Here is a 17344-nt window from a genome sequence, read left to right on the forward strand (position 1 = left end):
AAGCGCTGCGGCCGTGCGGGGAGCGATGTCGTGTTCTCTCAGGGCTGCAAACATCAATTCCCCCCGTTCTGTTCCGTATCCTGTGTCCCCGCGTCTTCCGCGAGTTCGCCGGAGAGCAGTTCCAGGACGCCGAGCACGCTCTCTCTACGGATGTCCGTCCGGTCGCCGTTCAACCGCAGTGCCGTGACTTTACCGAGTCCACGCGGTCCCGCGACCGCGACGAAGACCGTGCCCACCGGCTGCCCGTCCTGGGGTTCGGGCCCGGCGACCCCGGTCGTCGAGATGCCCCAGTCGGCGCCGAGCGCCGCGCGCACCCCCGACGCCATACCGCGGGCGACGTCGGAGTCCACCGCCCCGCGCTCCGCGAGCAGACCCGGGTCGACCCCCAGCAACCGGTGCTTCAGCGGAGTCGCGTAGGCGGTCACGGATCCCCGGAAGGCTCGCGACGCGCCCGGCACGGAGGTGATTTCCGCCGCGACCAGGCCACCGGTCAGGGACTCGGCCACGGCGAGGGTCTCACCGCGCTCCACGAGCTGCCGCAATACCCGGGCGGCGGCCGTCACCTCTCGGCCTCCGCGGGGTCTCCCACCACGGCTCCCGGGGCGTCGCCGCCGGTCTTCGCCGCCACACCGGGGAGGTCGTGGTGGGCCGCGGCCACCGGAGCCCGGCCCGGAACGGCCTCCCCTCCGGCGACCACCGGGTCACCGGCAGCAGCCGCGGCCACGGCTCCACCCGCGGCGCCCACCGGCTCCGCGGAGCCGGCCACGTCGGCGTCCGCGTTCGCGTGCGGGTCCAGCGCCAGAGCGACCGCTTCCAGCGCCGCGACCCGCTCGGCCGCCAGCCCTTTGCGGCGCAGCGAGACCGCTTGGCGTACGTAGTCGAGACCGGTGACCACCGTCAGCACGACGGCGACCATCATCACCCAGAAGCGGAGGGTGGCCAGGGGGCCGGTGAGGGCCAGTACGTACATTCCGGCGGCCGTCCCCTGGGCCAGGGTCTTCAGCTTGCCGCCCCGGCTCGCCGGGATCACCGCGTGCCGGATCACCCAGAACCGCATGAGCGTGATGCCCAGCTCCCGGAAGAGGATCACGCCGGTGATCCACCACGGCAGGTCGCCCAGACACGACAGGGAGATCAGCGCGGCACCCATGATCGCCTTGTCGGCGATGGGGTCGGCGATCTTCCCGAAGTCGGTGACCAGGTTGTACGTCCGCGCGAGGTGGCCGTCGAACAGGTCCGTGATCATCGCGACGGCGAAGGCCGCCCACGCGAAGGAGCGCCAGGCGGGGTCGTCCCCGCCGTTCGCCAGCAGCAGCATCACGAAGCCCGGCACCAGCAGGAGCCGGAGCATGGTGAGGATGTTGGCGATGTTCCAGAGGCTGGCCTGATTGACGGCCGCGGTGCCCAGCTTGCCGCCGCGGACCTGTGTCGCGCCGGAACCGCCTGTCGCGGATGCCGGGGCTCCCGTCATCTGGCCGCCTCCGAGAGTGTGTGATGTTCGGCCACCAGGTCGACGCCCTCGGTGCCCACTGCCTTCGCCTCGACCATAAGGCCCGGGACGAGCCCTTCGCGTGTGGTGAAGACCACCTGTCCGTCCGTTTCGGGTGCCTGGTGGGCGGCACGGCCGAACGCGACCGGGCCGTCCTCCTCGGATCCCACGGACTCGACGAGCACCTGGAGGGTCTCGCCCACCCGCTCCTCGGCACGCTGCGAGGTGAGTTCCTCGGCGAGCCTGCTGATGTGGGCGAGGCGTTCGGCGATGGTGTCGGCGTCGAGCTTGTTCTCGTAGCCGACCGCTTCGGTGCCCTCCTCGTCGGAGTAGCCGAAGACGCCGATCGCGTCGAGCCGGGCACCGGTGAGGAAGCGCTCGAGTTCGGCGAGGTCGGCCTCGGTCTCGCCGGGGAAGCCGACGATGAAGTTGGACCGGGCGCCGGCCTGCGGGGCCTTGCCGCGGATGGTGTCCAGGAGTTCGAGGAAACGGTCCGTGTCGCCGAAGCGGCGCATGGCGCGCAGCACGCCGGGAGCGGAGTGCTGGAAGGAGAGGTCGAAGTAGGGGGCGACCTTCGGCGTGGAGGTCAGGACGTCGATGAGCCCGGGGCGCATCTCGGCGGGCTGGAGGTAGCTGACCCGGATGCGCTCGATGCCGTGGATGTCGGCGAGCTCGGGCAGCAGGGTCTCCAGCAGGCGGATGTCGCCGAGGTCCTTGCCGTAGGAGGTGTTGTTCTCGGAGACCAGCATGACCTCCTTGACGCCCTGCTCGGCGAGCCAGCGGGTCTCGCCCAGCACGTCGGAGGGGCGGCGGGAGATGAAGGAGCCGCGGAAGGACGGGATGGCGCAGAAGGTGCACCGGCGGTCGCAGCCGGAGGCCAGCTTCACCGAGGCGACGGGGCTGGTGCCCAGCCGGCGGCGCAGCGGGGCGCGAGGTCCGGAGACCGGAGCGACGCCTTCCGGAAGGTCCGCGGGGGCGGCGGCGATCTCCTGGGCGTGGCCGGGCAGGGCCACGGCGGCGTCCTGCCGTTCGGCCGGGCTGATCGGGAGGAGCTTGCGCCGGTCGCGCGGGGTGTGCGAGGCGTGGATACCGCCGTTGAGGATGGTCTGGAGCCGGTCGGAGATGTCGGCGTAGTCGTCGAATCCGAGGACCCCGTCCGCCTCCGGCAGCGCTTCGGCCAGGTCCTTGCCGTAGCGCTCGGCCATGCAGCCGACAGCGACGACGGCCTGGGTCCTGCCGTGATCCTTCAGATCATTGGCTTCGAGGAGGGCATCGACGGAGTCCTTCTTGGCGGCTTCGACGAAGCCGCAGGTGTTGACGACGGCGACATCCGCGTCGGAGGCGTCCTCGACGAGCTCCCAGCCGTCCGCTGCCAAGCGGCCTGCAAGCTCCTCCGAGTCCACCTCGTTACGGGCGCAGCCAAGCGTGACGAGGGCGACGGTACGGCGTTCGGGCATGGAATCAAGACTACTTCGTCGCAGCGGACCCCCCGCCGCGCAGGGTTCCCGCTACCCAAAGTCACCTCCATCGCGCCGGAGTCGACGCCGCTCCCGCGCGCGGACGGGCCAGAACGCGGCGAGCGCCCGGCCGCGTGGGCCGGGCGCTCGTCGTGATCGGGTAGGCACGTGTACGTGAGGCGGGGTGTTCTCAGCCCGCCTCGGGGTCACCCTTCGTGTACGAAAGCCGCTCGACCTGTCCAGATTCGAACTGGTCTTCGACCTTTTTCCCGTTCACGAAGAGTTCGATGGAGCCGGCGTTCCCGAGGACGAGATCGACGCGCTCCTCGTCCTGGAACGTCTTCGACTGACCCTGCAGGAGCAGTCCGTCGAAGAGTGTCTGCCCGCTGTGGTCCTTGGCGGAGATCCAGCTCTTGCCCTGTGTGGCGCTGAGCTTGACCGTCACCTTGTCCAGCGGAGCCGCCGCGATGGCGCTCTCCGACGGCACGGGCTTGGGGTCGGCGGGCTTGGTGGGGGTCGGTTTGGCCGTGGCCTTGTCGGGCGAGGAGCCCTCGGCCACATGGGCGGTACTGGTTCCCTCGTCCTCACCGCTGAAGAGGGTGAATCCGACGAAACCGACGACGGCGACGATGGCCGCGACCATGGCCGCGGTCCAGTTGGGCCGCCGGGGCTCGGATCGGATGCGTTCCGCTTCGAAGAGCGGAGCCGCGGGCGTGGGCACAGGACGGCCGCCGTGTTCGGCGTCGTACTGCTGAACCAGAGGTTCCGGATCGATGCCGACGGCACGCGCGACGGTCCGGATGTGACCGCGCGCGTAGACGTCGCCGCCGCAGCGCGAGAAGTCGTCGTCCTCGATCGCGTGCACGATGGGGATGCGCACCCGGGTGGAGCTGCTGACTTCTTCGACCGTCAGACCTGCGGCGATACGCGCCTGCTGAAGCACACGACCGATCGAAGGCCGGTCGTCTTCGGGGGAGTTGCCGATGGACACGGGGGCGCCTTTCGAGCGTGAGCCACCTGCTGGATGTTCAGTCTAGGGGGGGTGCGAAAGGGTGGGGCAACCGGGCGCGACGACTTTGTACGCCATCGGGTCCGCCGGACAACCCCTTGGGCCGAATGGCGGGAGCGGCCGGGCCGCACCCTCCACGTGAACTTGACGTACGGCCGCGGGAAACGGTTGCCCCCGTTCCGCCGTGAAAGCCCTTCCGCGACACTTCCGTGACCGTCAGGGAGCTGTTTCCCCGCGGATCAGCGCCAACACCCCGTCCAGCTCTTCCGGTTTCACCATCACGTCGCGGGCCTTCGACCCCTCGCTGGGGCCGACGATGTTCCGTGACTCCATCAGGTCCATCAGCCGGCCCGCCTTGGCGAACCCGACCCTCAGCTTCCGCTGGAGCATCGAGGTCGAGCCGAACTGCGTCGAGACGACGAGCTCCGCCGCCTGGCAGAGCAGGTCGAGGTCGTCGCCGATGTCCTCGTCGATCTCCTTCTTCTGCTTCGTGCCGACCACCACGTCGTCGCGGAAGACCGGGGTCATCTGGTCCTTGCAGTGCTGGACGACGGCGGCGACCTCGTCCTCGGTGACGAAGGCCCCCTGCATGCGGGTCGGCTTGTTCGCCCCCATCGGAAGGAACAGGCCGTCACCCTTTCCGATGAGCTTTTCGGCGCCCGGCTGGTCCAGGATGACCCGGCTGTCCGCCAGCGACGACGTCGCGAACGCCAGCCGGGAGGGCACGTTGGCCTTGATGAGACCGGTGACCACGTCCACGGAGGGCCGCTGGGTCGCGAGCACGAGGTGGATCCCGGCGGCGCGCGCCAGCTGGGTGATGCGGACGATCGAGTCCTCCACGTCACGCGGCGCGACCATCATCAGGTCCGCCAGCTCGTCCACGATGACCAGCAGGTACGGGTACGGGGAGAGCTCGCGCCCGCTGCCCTCGGGCACCTTCACCTTGCCGTCGCGCACCGCCCGGTTGAAGTCGTCGATGTGCCGGAAACCGTACGCGGCGAGGTCGTCATAGCGCAGATCCATCTCCCGCACCACCCACTGGAGCGCCTCCGCCGCCTTCTTCGGGTTGGTGATGATCGGCGTGATCAGGTGCGGGATGCCCTCGTAGGCGGTGAGCTCGACCCGCTTCGGGTCGACGAGGACCATACGGACGTCCTCCGGGGTGGCCCGGACCATGATCGAGGTGATCAGACAGTTGATGCAGGACGACTTCCCGGAGCCCGTCGCCCCCGCCACCAGCACGTGCGGCATCTGCGCGAGGTTGGCCATCTCGTAGCCGCCCTCGACGTTCTTGCCGAGCGCGACCAGCATCGGGTGGTCGTCCTCGGCCGCGTCCGCGAGGCGCAGCACGTCACCGAGGTTGACCATCTCCCGGTCCGAGTTGGGAATCTCGATGCCGACCGCCGACTTGCCGGGGATCGGCGAGATGATCCGGACGTCGGGGCTGGCGACCGCGTAGGCGATGTTCTTGGTGAGCGCGGTGATCCGCTCGACCTTCACCGCCGGCCCGAGCTCCACCTCGTAGCGGGTGACCGTCGGGCCCCGGGTGAAGCCGGTGACGGCCGCGTCGACCTTGAACTCGGTGAAGACGTTGGTCAGCGAGGCGACCACCGCGTCGTTGGCGGCGCTCCGCGTCTTGCCCGGGCCACCGCGCTCCAGCAGGTCGAGGGAGGGCAGCGCGTAGGTGATGTCACCGGAGAGCTGGAGCTGCTCGGCCCGGGCGGGCAGTGCCCGGGTCTGCTCCGGCGCGGGCTTGGTCAGATCCGGTACGCCGGCGGGCGGAGCACCGGCGGGCCCGCGCCCGGTCCGCTCCCGGCCGGTGACCTCGGAGGGACGCGCACCGGGCACGGGGGTCCGCTCCCCCGTCCGGTCGCGGTCGGCCACGCCGTGGGTGAGGTCGGCGACGACGGGTGAGGGCGAGATGCCGTTGAGCACCGCTCCGTCCAGGGCTGCTGCGGCCGCCGCCGCGACGTCGACGGCGTCCATCGGCCGGTTCGCCCCGGGCTGCGCCGACTGCCGCCGGGGCCTGCGACGCCTGGCCGGCGCCTCGGTCTCCGCGTCCTTCGGGTCGTACACCCCGGCGGGACCTCGCCCGGGGGCGTGGCGCGTCCGGCCGGGAAGCGCCTCGCGCCACTGGTCGTCGTACCGCTCGTCGTCCGCGTACCCCTCGTAGCCGTCCTCCGGTACCGGGGAGGCGACGATGCCCAGCTTCACCCCGAGCAGCCTGAGCCGCTGCGGAATCGCGTTGACCGGAGTGGCCGTGACGACGAGGAGGCCGAACACCGTCAGCAGGAGCAGCAGCGGAACGGCGAGGACGTCGCCCATGGCGAAGACGAGTGGGGTGGAGGCGCCCCAGCCGATCAGACCGCCCGCGTCCTGTATGGCCTCCGTGCCCTCCCCGCGTCCCGGGCTGCCGCAGGCGATGTGGACCTGGCCGAGGACACCGATGACCAGCGCGGAGAGGCCGATGACGATCCGTCCGTTGGCCTCCGGCCGCTGCGGATAGAGGATCAGCCGCACGGCGACCGCCCCCAGCAGAACCGGCACGAGCAGGTCGAGCCGGCCGAACGCCCCGGTCACCAGCATCTGCACCAGGTCGCCGACGGGGCCGCGCAGGTTCGACCAGGTGCCCGCGGCGACGATCAGTGCGAGTCCCAGCAGCAGCAGTGCCAGACCGTCCTTGCGGTGGGCCGGGTCGAGCCCTTTGGCGCCACGCCCTATGGAGCGGAGCAGCGCGCCCACGCCGTGCGCCATGCCCAGCCAGACGGCACGCACCAGCCGGAACACCCCGTTGACGGGAGGCGCGACGGGCTTCGGCGCGGGCCTCCTGGCCACCGCCTTCTTGACGGGCGCCTTGCGCGGGGGCGCCGGTCTGCCGGCCGGGGCCCTCTTGGCGGGCGCGGCTTTTCTCGCCGGCGCCGGAGTACGGCCGACGTTCTTGGCGGTGCCCGCCGTGCCCTGGGAACCCTTGCCGGACGTACGTGAAGCCATGGTGCCGAGGTTACCGGTGCCGGCGCGTCCGTACACGTGCCCGTCGGGTTCACCCGACCGTGTCGGCCTGCGGACGCGACGAACTGACGTCGTCTCACCGCGGGACGCGGGTGCGGGGAGGGTGAGTGGCGGGGTGGGATCAGTTCGGCGAGGGCAGGATGCCCGGGGAGCCGGTCGTGCCGGGCTCCAGCGCGTCGAGCGCCCGCCGCAGGCCGGTCAGCTTCCGTTCGAGATGGGCGGCGGTGGCCACCGCCGCCGCGTCGGCCGACTCGTCGTCCAACTGCTTGGAGAGCGCCTCGGCCTGTTCCTCCACCGCGGCGAGCCGTGCGGAGAGTTCGGCGAGCAGCCCGGCGGGTTCGCGGTCCTCGCCGGACCGGCCGCCGTCGAGCTGGGCCCGCAACAGGGCCGCCTGCTCGCGCAGCTTGCAGTTCTTCATGTAGAGCTCGACGAAGACGGACACCTTGGCGCGCAGCACCCAGGGGTCGAACGGCTTCGAGATGTAGTCGACGGCACCGGCCGCGTAACCCCGGAAGGTGTGGTGCGGGCCGTGGTTGATGGCGGTGAGGAAGATGATCGGGATGTCCCGGGTCCGCTCGCGGCGCTTGATGTGCGCCGCCGTCTCGAAGCCGTCCATGCCCGGCATCTGGACGTCGAGCAGAATGACCGCGAAGTCGTCCGTGAGCAGCGCCTTGAGCGCTTCCTCCCCTGACGATGCCCGCACCAGCGTCTGATCCAGCGCGGAGAGGATGGCCTCCAGCGCGAGCAGATTCTCCGGCCGGTCATCGACCAGGAGGATCTTGGCCTTCTGCATCATGGCCCGCCCTCCTCATCCCGGCGTCGCACCGGGTGCCGCCCCAGGGAACGGCTCTGATTCGCCGTCCGTCTTGTGCCGGTCATCGTAGCCGCACCCCGGCCGTCGCCACACCCTGTCACCGCGATGTCACTGTGCACATATCAAGAACGCGGCGGGAGTTCAGAAAGTTCCCGCAATCGGGCACCTCCACACTTCCCCCGCACGCGGAAAGTGCGGGAAAGGCTGGCCGCGGTGTCCGGGGAGGGCCGACGGCACCGCTCCCCCGCCGCCCTCCCGGACATCGTGGCCGGATCATTCGCCCCGCATCCACCGCTCCATGACGCCCAGCAGGTAGTCCGGATCGACCGGTTTGGTGACGTAGTCGGAGGCACCGCAGTCGAGCGCCTTCTCCTTGTCGCCCTTCATGGCCTTCGCGGTCAGCGCGATGATCGGCAGGGCGGCGAACTGCGGCATCCGCCGGATCGCCGTCGTCGTCGCGTACCCGTCCATCTCGGGCATCATGATGTCCATCAGCACGACTGCCACGTCGTCGTGCTGCTCCAGCACCTCGATCCCCTCGCGGCCGTTCTCCGCGTAGAGCACCGAGAGTCCGTGCTGTTCCAGGGCGCTGGTGAGGGCGAAGACGTTGCGGATGTCGTCGTCGACGATCAGCACCTTCTCGCCGCGGAACCGGAAGGTCTTGCGGGCCGCGGGCGTCTGCGCCCCCTGGACCCACTCCTCCTGCGCGGCGTTCTCCACTCCAGCGGCCGCCCCGGCACCGGGCCGGTCGGGCGCGGGGAGCGCCGGACGGCGGCGCGGATCGCCGAGAGCCTGGCGCCGCCGCCGGAACACCCCGGCGGAGTTGGCCGGGTCGCCCAGCGGAGCCGAGCCCGCCGGAGACCCGTACTCCCCGTCGGCGGAGGGCAGTTCGATTCCGCCCTGGCCCGGCTGCGGGTATCCCTGGGCCGGGGCCTCACCGCGGCGCAGCGGGAGGTAGAGGGTGAAGGTGGAACCGCGGCCCGGCTCGCTCGCCGCGTGGATCTCCCCGCCCAGCAGCCGCGCGATCTCCCGGCTGATGGAGAGGCCGAGGCCGGTGCCGCCGTACTTGCGGCTGGTGGTGCCGTCGGCCTGCTTGAACGCCTCGAAGATCACCATCATCTTGCTGGACGCGATCCCGATCCCGGTGTCGGTGACCGAGAAGGCGATCAGGTCGGCGTCGGCGTCCCGCAGCGATCCCGTCTCCAGCAGGTTCTCCCGGATGGCGTTCGGGACGTCCGGTCCGGCCGGGCGGATCACCAGCTCCACCGCCCCGCCGTCGGTGAACTTGACCGCGTTGGAGAGCAGGTTGCGCAGCACCTGCAGGAGGCGCTGCTCGTCGGTGTGGAGGGTGGCGGGCAGCTCGGGCGAGACGCGTACGGAGAAGTCGAGTCCCTTCTCGGCGGTGAGGGGCCGGAAGGTCGCCTCCACGTAGTCGACCAGCTGGACCAGCGCGATGCGGGTCGGGCTGACGTCCATCTTCCCGGCCTCGACCTTGGAGAGGTCGAGGATGTCGTTGATCAGCTGGAGCAGGTCGGAGCCGGCCCCGTGGATCGTCTCGGCGAACTCCACCTGCTTGGGCGAGAGGTTGCCCTCCGCGTTGTCCGCGAGCAGTTTGGCCAGGATCAGCAGGGAGTTGAGCGGGGTCCGCAGCTCGTGCGACATGTTCGCCAGGAACTCCGACTTGTACCGCATCGAGACGGCGAGCTGTTCGGCGCGCTCCTGCAGGACCTGCCGGGCCTCCTCGATCTCGGTGTTCTTCAGCTCGATGTCGCGGTTCTGCCGGGCCAGCAGCTCGGCCTTGTCCTCGAGTTCGGCGTTGGAGGCCTGGAGGGCCTTCTGCCGGTTCTCCAGCTCCTCGGAGCGGTCCCGGAGCTGTTCGGTCAGCTCCTGCGACTGCTCCAGCAGCTTCTCCGTGCGGGTGTTGACGCTGATGGTGTTGACGCTCGTGGCGATCATCTCGGCCAGCTGGTTGAGGAAGTCCTGCTGGATCTGGGTGAAGGGCTGGAACGAGGCGAGTTCGATCACCCCGAGGACCTTGCCCTCGAAGAGGACCGGCAGCACGATCACGTGGGCCGGGGGCGCTTCGCCGAGTCCGGAGGAGATCTTCAGGTAGGCGGGCGGCGCGCTGTCCACCTGGATCGTCCGCTTCTCGTAGGCGGAGGTGCCGATGAGCGACTCGCCGGGCCGGAAGGAGGTCGGCATCGAGCCCGCCGAGTACCCGTAACTCCCTCGCATGCGCAACTCGTACGCGTCCTCGTCGCCCCCGTCCGCGCCCACCTCGTCGGTGTCGCCCGCCGCCATCGCCATGAAGAACGCGCCGTGCTGGGCGGAGACGACCGGGGTCAGCTCGCTCATGATCAGCGAGGCGACGTCGTCCAGGTCGCGGCGGCCCTGCATCAGGCCGGAGATCCGGGCGAGGTTGCCCTTCAGCCAGTCCTGCTCCTTGTTGGCGAGGGTGGTGTCGCGCAGGTTGGCGATCATCGTGTTGATGTTGTCCTGCAGCACCTGGATCTCGCCGGCCGCGTCCACGTCGATCTTGAGATTGAGGTCGCCGCGCGTCACCGCGGTGGCGACGGCGGCGATGGCCCGCACCTGCCGGGTGAGGTTCCCGGCCATCTCGTTCACCGACTCGGTGAGGTCGCGCCAGGTGCCGTCGACGTCCCGCACCCGGGCCTGACCGCCCAACTGACCCTCGGTACCGACCTCGCGGGCCACCCGGGTCACCTGCTCGGCGAACGACGACAGCTGGTCGACCATCGTGTTGATGGTGTCCTTCAGCTGCAGGATCTCGCCCTGCGCGTCGATGTCGATCTTCTTGGTGAGGTCGCCCTTGGCGATGGCGGTGGTGACCGTCGCGATCTGCCGCACCTGTCCGGTGAGGTTGGAGGCCATCGAGTTCACCGACTCGGTGAGGTCCTTCCAGGTCCCCGAGACGCCGGGGACGCGTGCCTGGCCGCCGAGGATGCCCTCGGTGCCCACCTCGCGGGCCACCCGGGTCACCTCGTCGGCGAACGAGGAGAGCGTCGTCACCATGGTGTTGACGGTGTCGGCCAGCTCCGCGACCTCGCCGCGCGCCTCGACGGTGACCTTCTTCGTCAGGTCGCCGTTGGCGACCGCCGAGGAGACCCGGGAGATGTTGCGCACCTGACTGGTCAGGTTGTTGGCCATCAGGTTGACGTTGTCGCTGAGGTCCTTCCAGATGCCCGTCGCGCCGCGCACCCGGGCCTGCCCGCCGAGGATGCCTTCGGTACCCACCTCACGGGCCACCCGGGCGACCTCGTCGGCGAAGTTCATCAACTGGTCGACCATGGTGTTCACGGTCGTGACCAGTTCGAGGATCTCGCCCTTGGCGTCGACGGTGATCTTCTTCGACAGGTCGCCCTTGGCCACCGCCGTCGTCACCTCGGCGATGTTCCGCACCTGCAGGGTGAGGTTGTTGGCCATGCCGTTGACGGACTGGGTGAGGTCCTTCCACGTACCGGAGACCCCCTGCACCTCGGCCTGACCGCCGAGCATGCCCTCCGTACCCACCTCGCGGGCCACCCGGGTCACCTGCTCCGCGAAGTTCGAGAGCTGGTCGACCATCGTGTTGAGGGTGTTCTTCAGCTCCAGGATCTCGCCGCGCGCGTCCACGTCGATCTTCTGCGACAGGTCACCGCGCGCCACCGCCGTGGCGACCTGCGCGATGTTGCGGACCTGGGCGGTGAGGTTGCCGGCCATGCCGTTCACCGAGTCGGTCAGATCGCGCCACACGCCCGCCACACCGGGCACCTGCGCCTGGCCGCCGAGCCGGCCGTCCGTACCCACCTCGCGGGCGACCCTGGTCACCTGTTCCGCGAAGGCGGAGAGCTGGTCGACCATCGTGTTGATGGTGTTCTTCAGTTCCAGGATCTCGCCGCGCGCGTCCACGTCGATCTTCTGCGACAGGTCACCGCGCGCCACCGCCGTCGTCACCTGGGCGATCTGGCGGACCTGGTCGGTGAGGTTGCCCGCCATGAAGTTGACGGAGTCGGTGAGCTCCTTCCACGTACCGGAGACACCGTCGACGCGGGCCTGACCGCCGAGGCGCCCCTCGGTGCCCACGTCACGCGCCATCCGGGTCACCTGGTCGGCGAAGGAGGAGAGCTGCGACACCATCGTGTTGACGGTGTTCTTCAGCTCCAGCATCTCCCCGGCGACATCGACGGTGACCTTCTGCGACAGGTCGCCGTTGGCCACCGCCGTCGTCACCTGCGCGATGTCGCGCACCTGGCCGGTGAGGTTGCGGAACGCCGTGTTGACGGAGTCGGTGAGGTCCTTCCAGGTGCCGGCGGCCCCGGGCACCTCCGCCTGGCCGCCCAGCCTGCCTTCCACCCCGACTTCCCGCGCGACCCGCGTCACCTCGGAACCGAAGGACTGGAGTTGCGACACCATCGTGTTGACGGTGTTCTTCAGCTCCAGCATCTCCCCGGCCACGTCCACGGTGACCTTCTGCGACAGGTCCCCGCTGGCCACCGCCGTCGTCACCTGCGCGATGTCGCGCACCTGGGTGGTCAGGTTCCGGAAGACGGTGTTGACCGAGTCGGTCAGGTCCTTCCAGGTCCCCGCGGCGCCGGGCACTTGGGCCTGGCCGCCGAGCAGCCCCTCGCCACCGACCTCGCTGGCGACCCGGGTCACCTCGTCCGCGAAGGTGCGCAGCGTCTCGGTCATCTGGTTGATCGTCTCGGCGAGCTGCGCCACCTCGCCGCGCGCGCTCACGGTGACCTTCTGCGACAGGTCGCCGTTGGCCACCGCCGTCGTCACCTCGGCAATGCCGCGCACCTGGCTGGTGAGGTTTCCCGCCATGGTGTTGACCGAGTCGGTGAGGTCCTTCCACACCCCCGCGACGCCGGGCACGGTGGCCTGGCCGCCGAGCTCGCCCTCCGTGCCGACCTCGCGGGCGACCCGGGTGACCTCGGAGGAGAAGGAGGATAGCTGCTCCACCATCGTGTTGACGGTGTTCTTCAGCTGGAGCATCTCCCCGGACACATGGACGGTGACCTTCCGCGACAGGTCGCCCTTGGCCACCGCCGTCGTCACCAGCGCGATGTCCCGCACCTGGGCGGTGAGCCGGTACGCCATCGTGTTGACGGAGTCCGTGAGGTCCTTCCAGGAGCCGGACATGCCGCGCACCTGCGCCTGGCCGCCCAGCTTGCCCTCGGTCCCCACCTCGACCGCGACCCGCGTCACCTGCTCGGTGAACGCCGACAACTGGTCGACGAGGTTGTTGACCGTACGGGCGACCTTCAGGAACTCGCCGCGCAGTGGCCGTACCGTCTCGTCCGCGGTGTGGGAGCGCAGCTCCATCCGCTGGTCGAGATCGCCCTCCGCCACCGCGGACAGCACCCGGCCGACCTCGGAGACGGGACGCGCGAGGTCGTCGACCAGGTCGTTGGACGCGTCGATCGCGGCGGCCCAGGAACCCTCGCAGGCACCGGTCTCCAGCCGCTCGGTGAGCTTCCCCTCCCGGCCGACCACCCGCCGGACGCGGGCGAGTTCACCCGTGAGGTGGAGGTTGCGGTCGGCGACCTCGTTGAAGACGGCGGCGATCTCCGTCAGAGGGCCCTCGCCGGTGACGGTGAGCCGTCTGCGGAAGTTGCCGTCACGCATCGCGAGCAGAGCGGCGAGCAGTCTGTTCAGAGCTGCCGCGTCCACCTCGACAGTTCCTTGACGCTGATTTTTCACGGGCTGTCCGCCTCTTGTACGCGTGCTTGAACCCCGCGCCGCCACGTCAGACTCCACCGTGTCCCTCCCGCAGGGTTGACCGTTTCGCTCGGGTGACTCTGGGAGCTTTCCCAGTCCCGAGGCACCTCACCGCCACAGCACACCGTCGACGAGTGCCCATGGGGACGTCAAATCCTTGAAACGTACCAGGCCGGACCCCGCCCGAGGGGACCGATGTGGTCCGTCCGGCCTCCGTCCCTCCCGGGTGACGCCCGCAGGAACGGCTTCCGTGCGCCCGCCTGCGCCATTCCCCCCGTCCGGGGTGAAGTCCGGCCTCGTGTACCCGGCGGCCCCGGCGAGCGTCTAGCCTGGCGGAGGGCCGGCCACCGGTCCGTCGCCCACCACCAGGGACGCGACGGACGGCTCCGGCGGATCGAAGCGGCGACATACGGGCTCTGGACTCGGGGAAGCGACGCGACACCATATGGGGAGTGCAGTGATCACCGCGCGGGCGGCCGCCACCTTCGAGCCTGCCGGGCGTTCGGTCGCGACGGCGCGCGCCTTCGTCCGGGACACGCTCCAGGGATGGGGCTACACCGATCTCATCGACGACGCCGTCGTCCTCACCAGCGAACTCGTGACCAACGCGGTGGTGCACGCGGGTACGGCCGCGGACGTCCTGTGCCTGCGCGCGGAGGACGGGGTGCGCGTCGAGGTCGCCGATCACTACCCCGAGCGTGAGGTCCCGCTCCAGAGCACGGCGGTCGACTTCGGCAGCCCCGACCGGGAGAGTGGCCGGGGGCTGCTGCTCTGCGCCGCCCTGGCGGCCCGCTGGGGCGTGGAGTACACCCCCACCCGCAAACACGTCTGGTTCCAGCTGGACCTGCCCGACCGGCCGGTCGGCATCCGCTCCGCCGGCCCGCTGCTTCCCGTCGAGAGCCTGCCGGTCGCCGACCGGCGCGTCCGGGTCGCCGTGGTGCAGATCGACACCTCCGGTGCCGTGGACTCGTGGAACGAGGACGCCTCCTTCCTCTTCGGGTACGCCCCCGAGCAGGTCGTCGGCAAGCAGCTCACCGACTTCGCCGCCTGGCCGCAGACCCCCGGCACCAGCACCGGCATCGCCGCCGCCCTCCAGCTCTCCCGGTGGGAGGGGAGCTACGGCTTCCGGTGCGCGGACGGGCGGGTCGTCCCCGTCTACGCTTCGCACCTGCGGGTCCGGGACACCGGCGGTTCTCCGTCCACGGTCTGCCTGATGGTCCGCGACGACGAACGGGCCGTGCTGCAGAGCCCGGTACGGGCACCGGTCGGCGACGGCGAGAGCCGTTCGGCGGACCCCTTCGAGGTGTTCATCGGCTCCCCCGCCCCCGACGACCTCGACGGGCTGCTCCAGCGCACCGTCGAGCGCGCCCGGGACATGCTCGACGCGGACGCCGCCTTCCTGCTCCTGGCCACCGACGACGAGACGGAACTCGAAGTCCGCGCCACCACCGGCCTGCCCTCCGCCCGCCAGCGCTTCGCCCGGGTCCCCGTCGAGGCGGGCGCGGGCCGCTACGGCTCCGCCCGGATGCCGGCCGTCCACGACGACCTGATGGCCGTGGAGGGAGCCGTGCCGCTGCTGGGCGGCACGGGTATGCGCTCGGTGGTGACGGTCCCGCTGAAGGTGGAGGGCCGCCTCACCGGCTCGCTGGGCGTCGCGACCGAGGCGCCCGGGCGGTACACCAACGAAGAGGCGCTGCGTCTCCAGTTCGCCGCCGACCGCATCGCGCTCGCCGTCGAGTCGGCCCGCCTGGGCGAGTTGGAACGTCTGCGCAGGGGCTCCCTCTCCTTCCTCGTTGAGGCGTCCGACCTGCTCGCGGGAACACTGGACCGGGACCAGACGCTGGCTCTCATGGCCCAGATGACCGTGCCGAAGCTCGCCACCTGGTGCGCCGTCTACACCATCGCGGACCCTTCCTCGGACCCGTTCCTCTCCTTCGTCCTGCACGAGGACGAGGATCTGATCGACGGGATCAAAGCACTGCTCTCCCGTATCGATCCGCCGGACCCGGTGCCGTCCCCGGGTGCCCGTGTGTGGGGCGCCCCGGCCAAGGCGGCCCACGAGGCCGCGTTGCGCACCTCGATGCGGAGCCTGAGCGACGACGCCCCGCTGAGCATGGCGAACTCCACCCGCACGACGCTCGCCACGGCAGCGGCGGTGGGTGGGGAGACGGTCGTGGTGCCCCTCGTCGCCCGCAACCGCGTCATCGGGATGCTGACGCTGGGCAAGCCGTCGGACGACCACTTCCGCCAGGAGATCCTGGAGCTCGCGGAGGACCTCTCCCGCCGGGCCGCCCTCGCGCTGGACAACGCCCGTCTCTATTCCGAGCGCACGGCCATCAGCCAGGCCCTCCAGCGCAGCCTGCTGCCCCCGAGTCAGCCCGTGGTGCCCAACCTGGAGATCGAGGTCATCTACCGGGCGGCCGGCGAGGGCAACGAGGTCGGCGGCGACTTCTACGACGTCTTCCCGATCCGCGACGGCGTCTACGGCTTCGCCATCGGCGACGTCTGCGGTACGGGCCCCGAGGCCGCGGCCGTCACGGGCCTGGCCCGGCACGCCCTGCGCCTGCTGGCCCGCGAGGGCTTCAGCGGCCCGGCGGTACTGGAGCGGCTCAACGCGGCCATCCTCGACGAGGGTTCCCGCAGCCGCTTCCTCACCCTGCTGTACGGGGAGCTCCGCCCCCAGGAGGACGGCAGTGCCGTCCTGAAGGTGGTGTGCGCCGGTCACCCCCTGCCGCTCCGCCTCCGCCAGGACGGATCGGTCCAGGCCGCCGCCGAGCCACAGCCGCTCCTCGGCGTCATCGAGGACCTGGAACTGTACGAGGAGGAGATCACGCTCGCCCCGGGCGACGTGCTGCTCTGCGTCACGGACGGCATCACCGAACGCCGCGAGGGCACCCGCATGCTGGGCGACGACGGTCTGGCGGAGGTCCTCGCCAACTGCACGGGCCTGACGGCCGGTGCGGTGGCCGCGAGGGTCCTGCGGGCGGTGGAGCGGTTCGCCGCCGAGCCGGCCTCGGACGACATGGCCATCCTCGCCATGCGCGTCCCGGAGCCCCAGAACCTCTGACCGAAGGTTGACCGTCCTGGCCGCCCTCGGGCGGCCAGGAAAAGCAAGAAGGCCCCCACCGAATGGTGGGGGCCTTCTTTGCCGAGCCCCAATGCGGAATCGAACCGCAGACCTTCTCCTTACCATGGAGACGCTCTACCGACTGAGCTATTGGGGCCTGCTGCGCTGTGCAACGAGATAAAGCATACCCCAGTTCGGGGCCGTCCAGAGCCACCGCGCGCACAGCGTTCGGGACGGCCGGGGAACGCCCCGCGCGAGCTCGTTCCGGGCCGCCGTCTCCTCGCACGCCCGCCGGCGAACGGGACCGGGCGCCCCGGTCGGGCACCTGGGCAGGCCTGTGAGCTGACGTGCGTCAAAAGCGCCTTCGGCGGTCACCGATCGTCCAGCCCTCGCGCCCGCAGCTCCAGGGGCAAAGGCCCCATCGGGTCGTCCGGTCGAGCGGACCGGTACGGCTCGGCGAGTCTCGTCAGCTCGCGGTGGGCGCCGGCGGTGGTGGACTGCCCCTGGAATCACACGCTCCGGGAAACGGCCCCCAGCCGGGGTGGGTGAGGAATGACCCCGGAACGCAGAAGACCCCCGTGCCCAAAGGCACGGGGGTCTCCCGGAAAAATTGTTCGGCGGCGTCCTACTCTCCCACAGGGTCCCCCCTGCAGTACCATCGGCGCTGAAAGGCTTAGCTTCCGGGTTCGGAATGTAACCGGGCGTTTCCCTAACGCAATGACCACCGAAACACTATGAAATCAACCAACCGGAAAAACACAGCGGATTGTTATTTCAG

Annotated in this window: 8 protein-coding genes, 1 tRNA gene and 1 rRNA gene; 1 reads left to right on the forward strand and 9 read right to left on the reverse strand. The window is 70.3% G+C overall.

Annotated features, from left to right (window positions below; all coding sequences use genetic code 11):
• Nucleotides 1–53 precede the first annotated feature (53 nt).
• The 7 genes from PZB77_RS07320 to PZB77_RS07350 form a co-directional block, all read right to left on the reverse strand.
• Nucleotides 54–563: a CinA family protein gene (locus tag PZB77_RS07320; RefSeq protein ID WP_275491760.1), complete on the reverse strand. Its 510-nt coding sequence runs from the start codon at nucleotides 561–563 to the stop codon at nucleotides 54–56.
• Nucleotides 560–1471, reverse strand: coding sequence for a CDP-diacylglycerol--glycerol-3-phosphate 3-phosphatidyltransferase (gene pgsA, locus PZB77_RS07325; protein WP_275491761.1), 912 nt, complete (start codon nucleotides 1469–1471; stop codon nucleotides 560–562). Before pgsA ends, PZB77_RS07320 begins: the two co-directional genes overlap by 4 nt.
• A complete protein-coding gene (rimO, locus tag PZB77_RS07330) occupies nucleotides 1468–2946 on the reverse strand; it encodes a 30S ribosomal protein S12 methylthiotransferase RimO (protein ID WP_275491762.1) in 1479 nt (492 codons plus the stop codon). The genes pgsA and rimO overlap by 4 nt, the downstream gene beginning before the upstream one ends.
• A 190-nt stretch (nucleotides 2947–3136) precedes the next feature.
• Nucleotides 3137–3937 (reverse strand): helix-turn-helix domain-containing protein, encoded by an 801-nt coding sequence (locus PZB77_RS07335; protein ID WP_275491763.1) that lies wholly within the window; start codon nucleotides 3935–3937, stop codon nucleotides 3137–3139.
• Between the two features lie 234 nt (nucleotides 3938–4171).
• Nucleotides 4172–6946, reverse strand: a complete 2775-nt coding sequence (locus tag PZB77_RS07340) for a DNA translocase FtsK (RefSeq protein WP_275491764.1) — start codon at nucleotides 6944–6946, stop codon at nucleotides 4172–4174.
• A gap of 139 nt (nucleotides 6947–7085) precedes the next feature.
• Nucleotides 7086–7760, reverse strand: coding sequence for a response regulator (locus PZB77_RS07345; protein ID WP_275491765.1), 675 nt, complete (start codon nucleotides 7758–7760; stop codon nucleotides 7086–7088).
• Nucleotides 7761–8051: 291 nt separating this feature from the next.
• The gene (locus PZB77_RS07350; RefSeq protein ID WP_275491766.1) at nucleotides 8052–13481 is read right to left on the reverse strand and encodes a HAMP domain-containing protein; all 5430 of its coding nucleotides are present in this window, start codon (nucleotides 13479–13481) and stop codon (nucleotides 8052–8054) included.
• Between the two features lie 463 nt (nucleotides 13482–13944).
• On the opposite strand from PZB77_RS07350, the gene PZB77_RS07355 reads away from it, so the two are divergent.
• Nucleotides 13945–16566, forward strand: coding sequence for a SpoIIE family protein phosphatase (locus tag PZB77_RS07355; protein WP_275491767.1), 2622 nt, complete (start codon nucleotides 13945–13947; stop codon nucleotides 16564–16566).
• A gap of 84 nt (nucleotides 16567–16650) precedes the next feature.
• Here PZB77_RS07355 and PZB77_RS07360 read toward each other — a convergent pair.
• Both PZB77_RS07360 and rrf read right to left on the reverse strand, forming a co-directional pair.
• A tRNA-Thr gene (locus PZB77_RS07360) sits at nucleotides 16651–16723 on the reverse strand.
• Between the two features lie 455 nt (nucleotides 16724–17178).
• Nucleotides 17179–17295: ribosomal RNA gene (rrf, locus tag PZB77_RS07365) — 5S ribosomal RNA — on the reverse strand.
• Between the last annotated feature and the right edge of the window lie 49 nt (nucleotides 17296–17344).

Origin of the sequence: Streptomyces sp. AM 2-1-1 (genome assembly GCF_029167645.1) — a bacterium.
In the GTDB taxonomy this organism is placed as follows: Bacteria; Actinomycetota; Actinomycetes; order Streptomycetales; family Streptomycetaceae; genus Streptomyces.

Coding starts and splice junctions, on each gene's coding strand:
- pgsA (WP_275491761.1), bottom strand. CDS start 1,471: ATGACGGGAGCCCCGGCATCCGCGACAGGCGGTTCCGGCGCGACACAG.
- rimO (WP_275491762.1), bottom strand. CDS start 2,946: ATGCCCGAACGCCGTACCGTCGCCCTCGTCACGCTTGGCTGCGCCCGT.
- PZB77_RS07340 (WP_275491764.1), bottom strand. CDS start 6,946: ATGGCTTCACGTACGTCCGGCAAGGGTTCCCAGGGCACGGCGGGCACC.
- PZB77_RS07345 (WP_275491765.1), bottom strand. CDS start 7,760: ATGATGCAGAAGGCCAAGATCCTCCTGGTCGATGACCGGCCGGAGAAT.
- PZB77_RS07355 (WP_275491767.1), top strand. CDS start 13,945: ATGGGGAGTGCAGTGATCACCGCGCGGGCGGCCGCCACCTTCGAGCCT.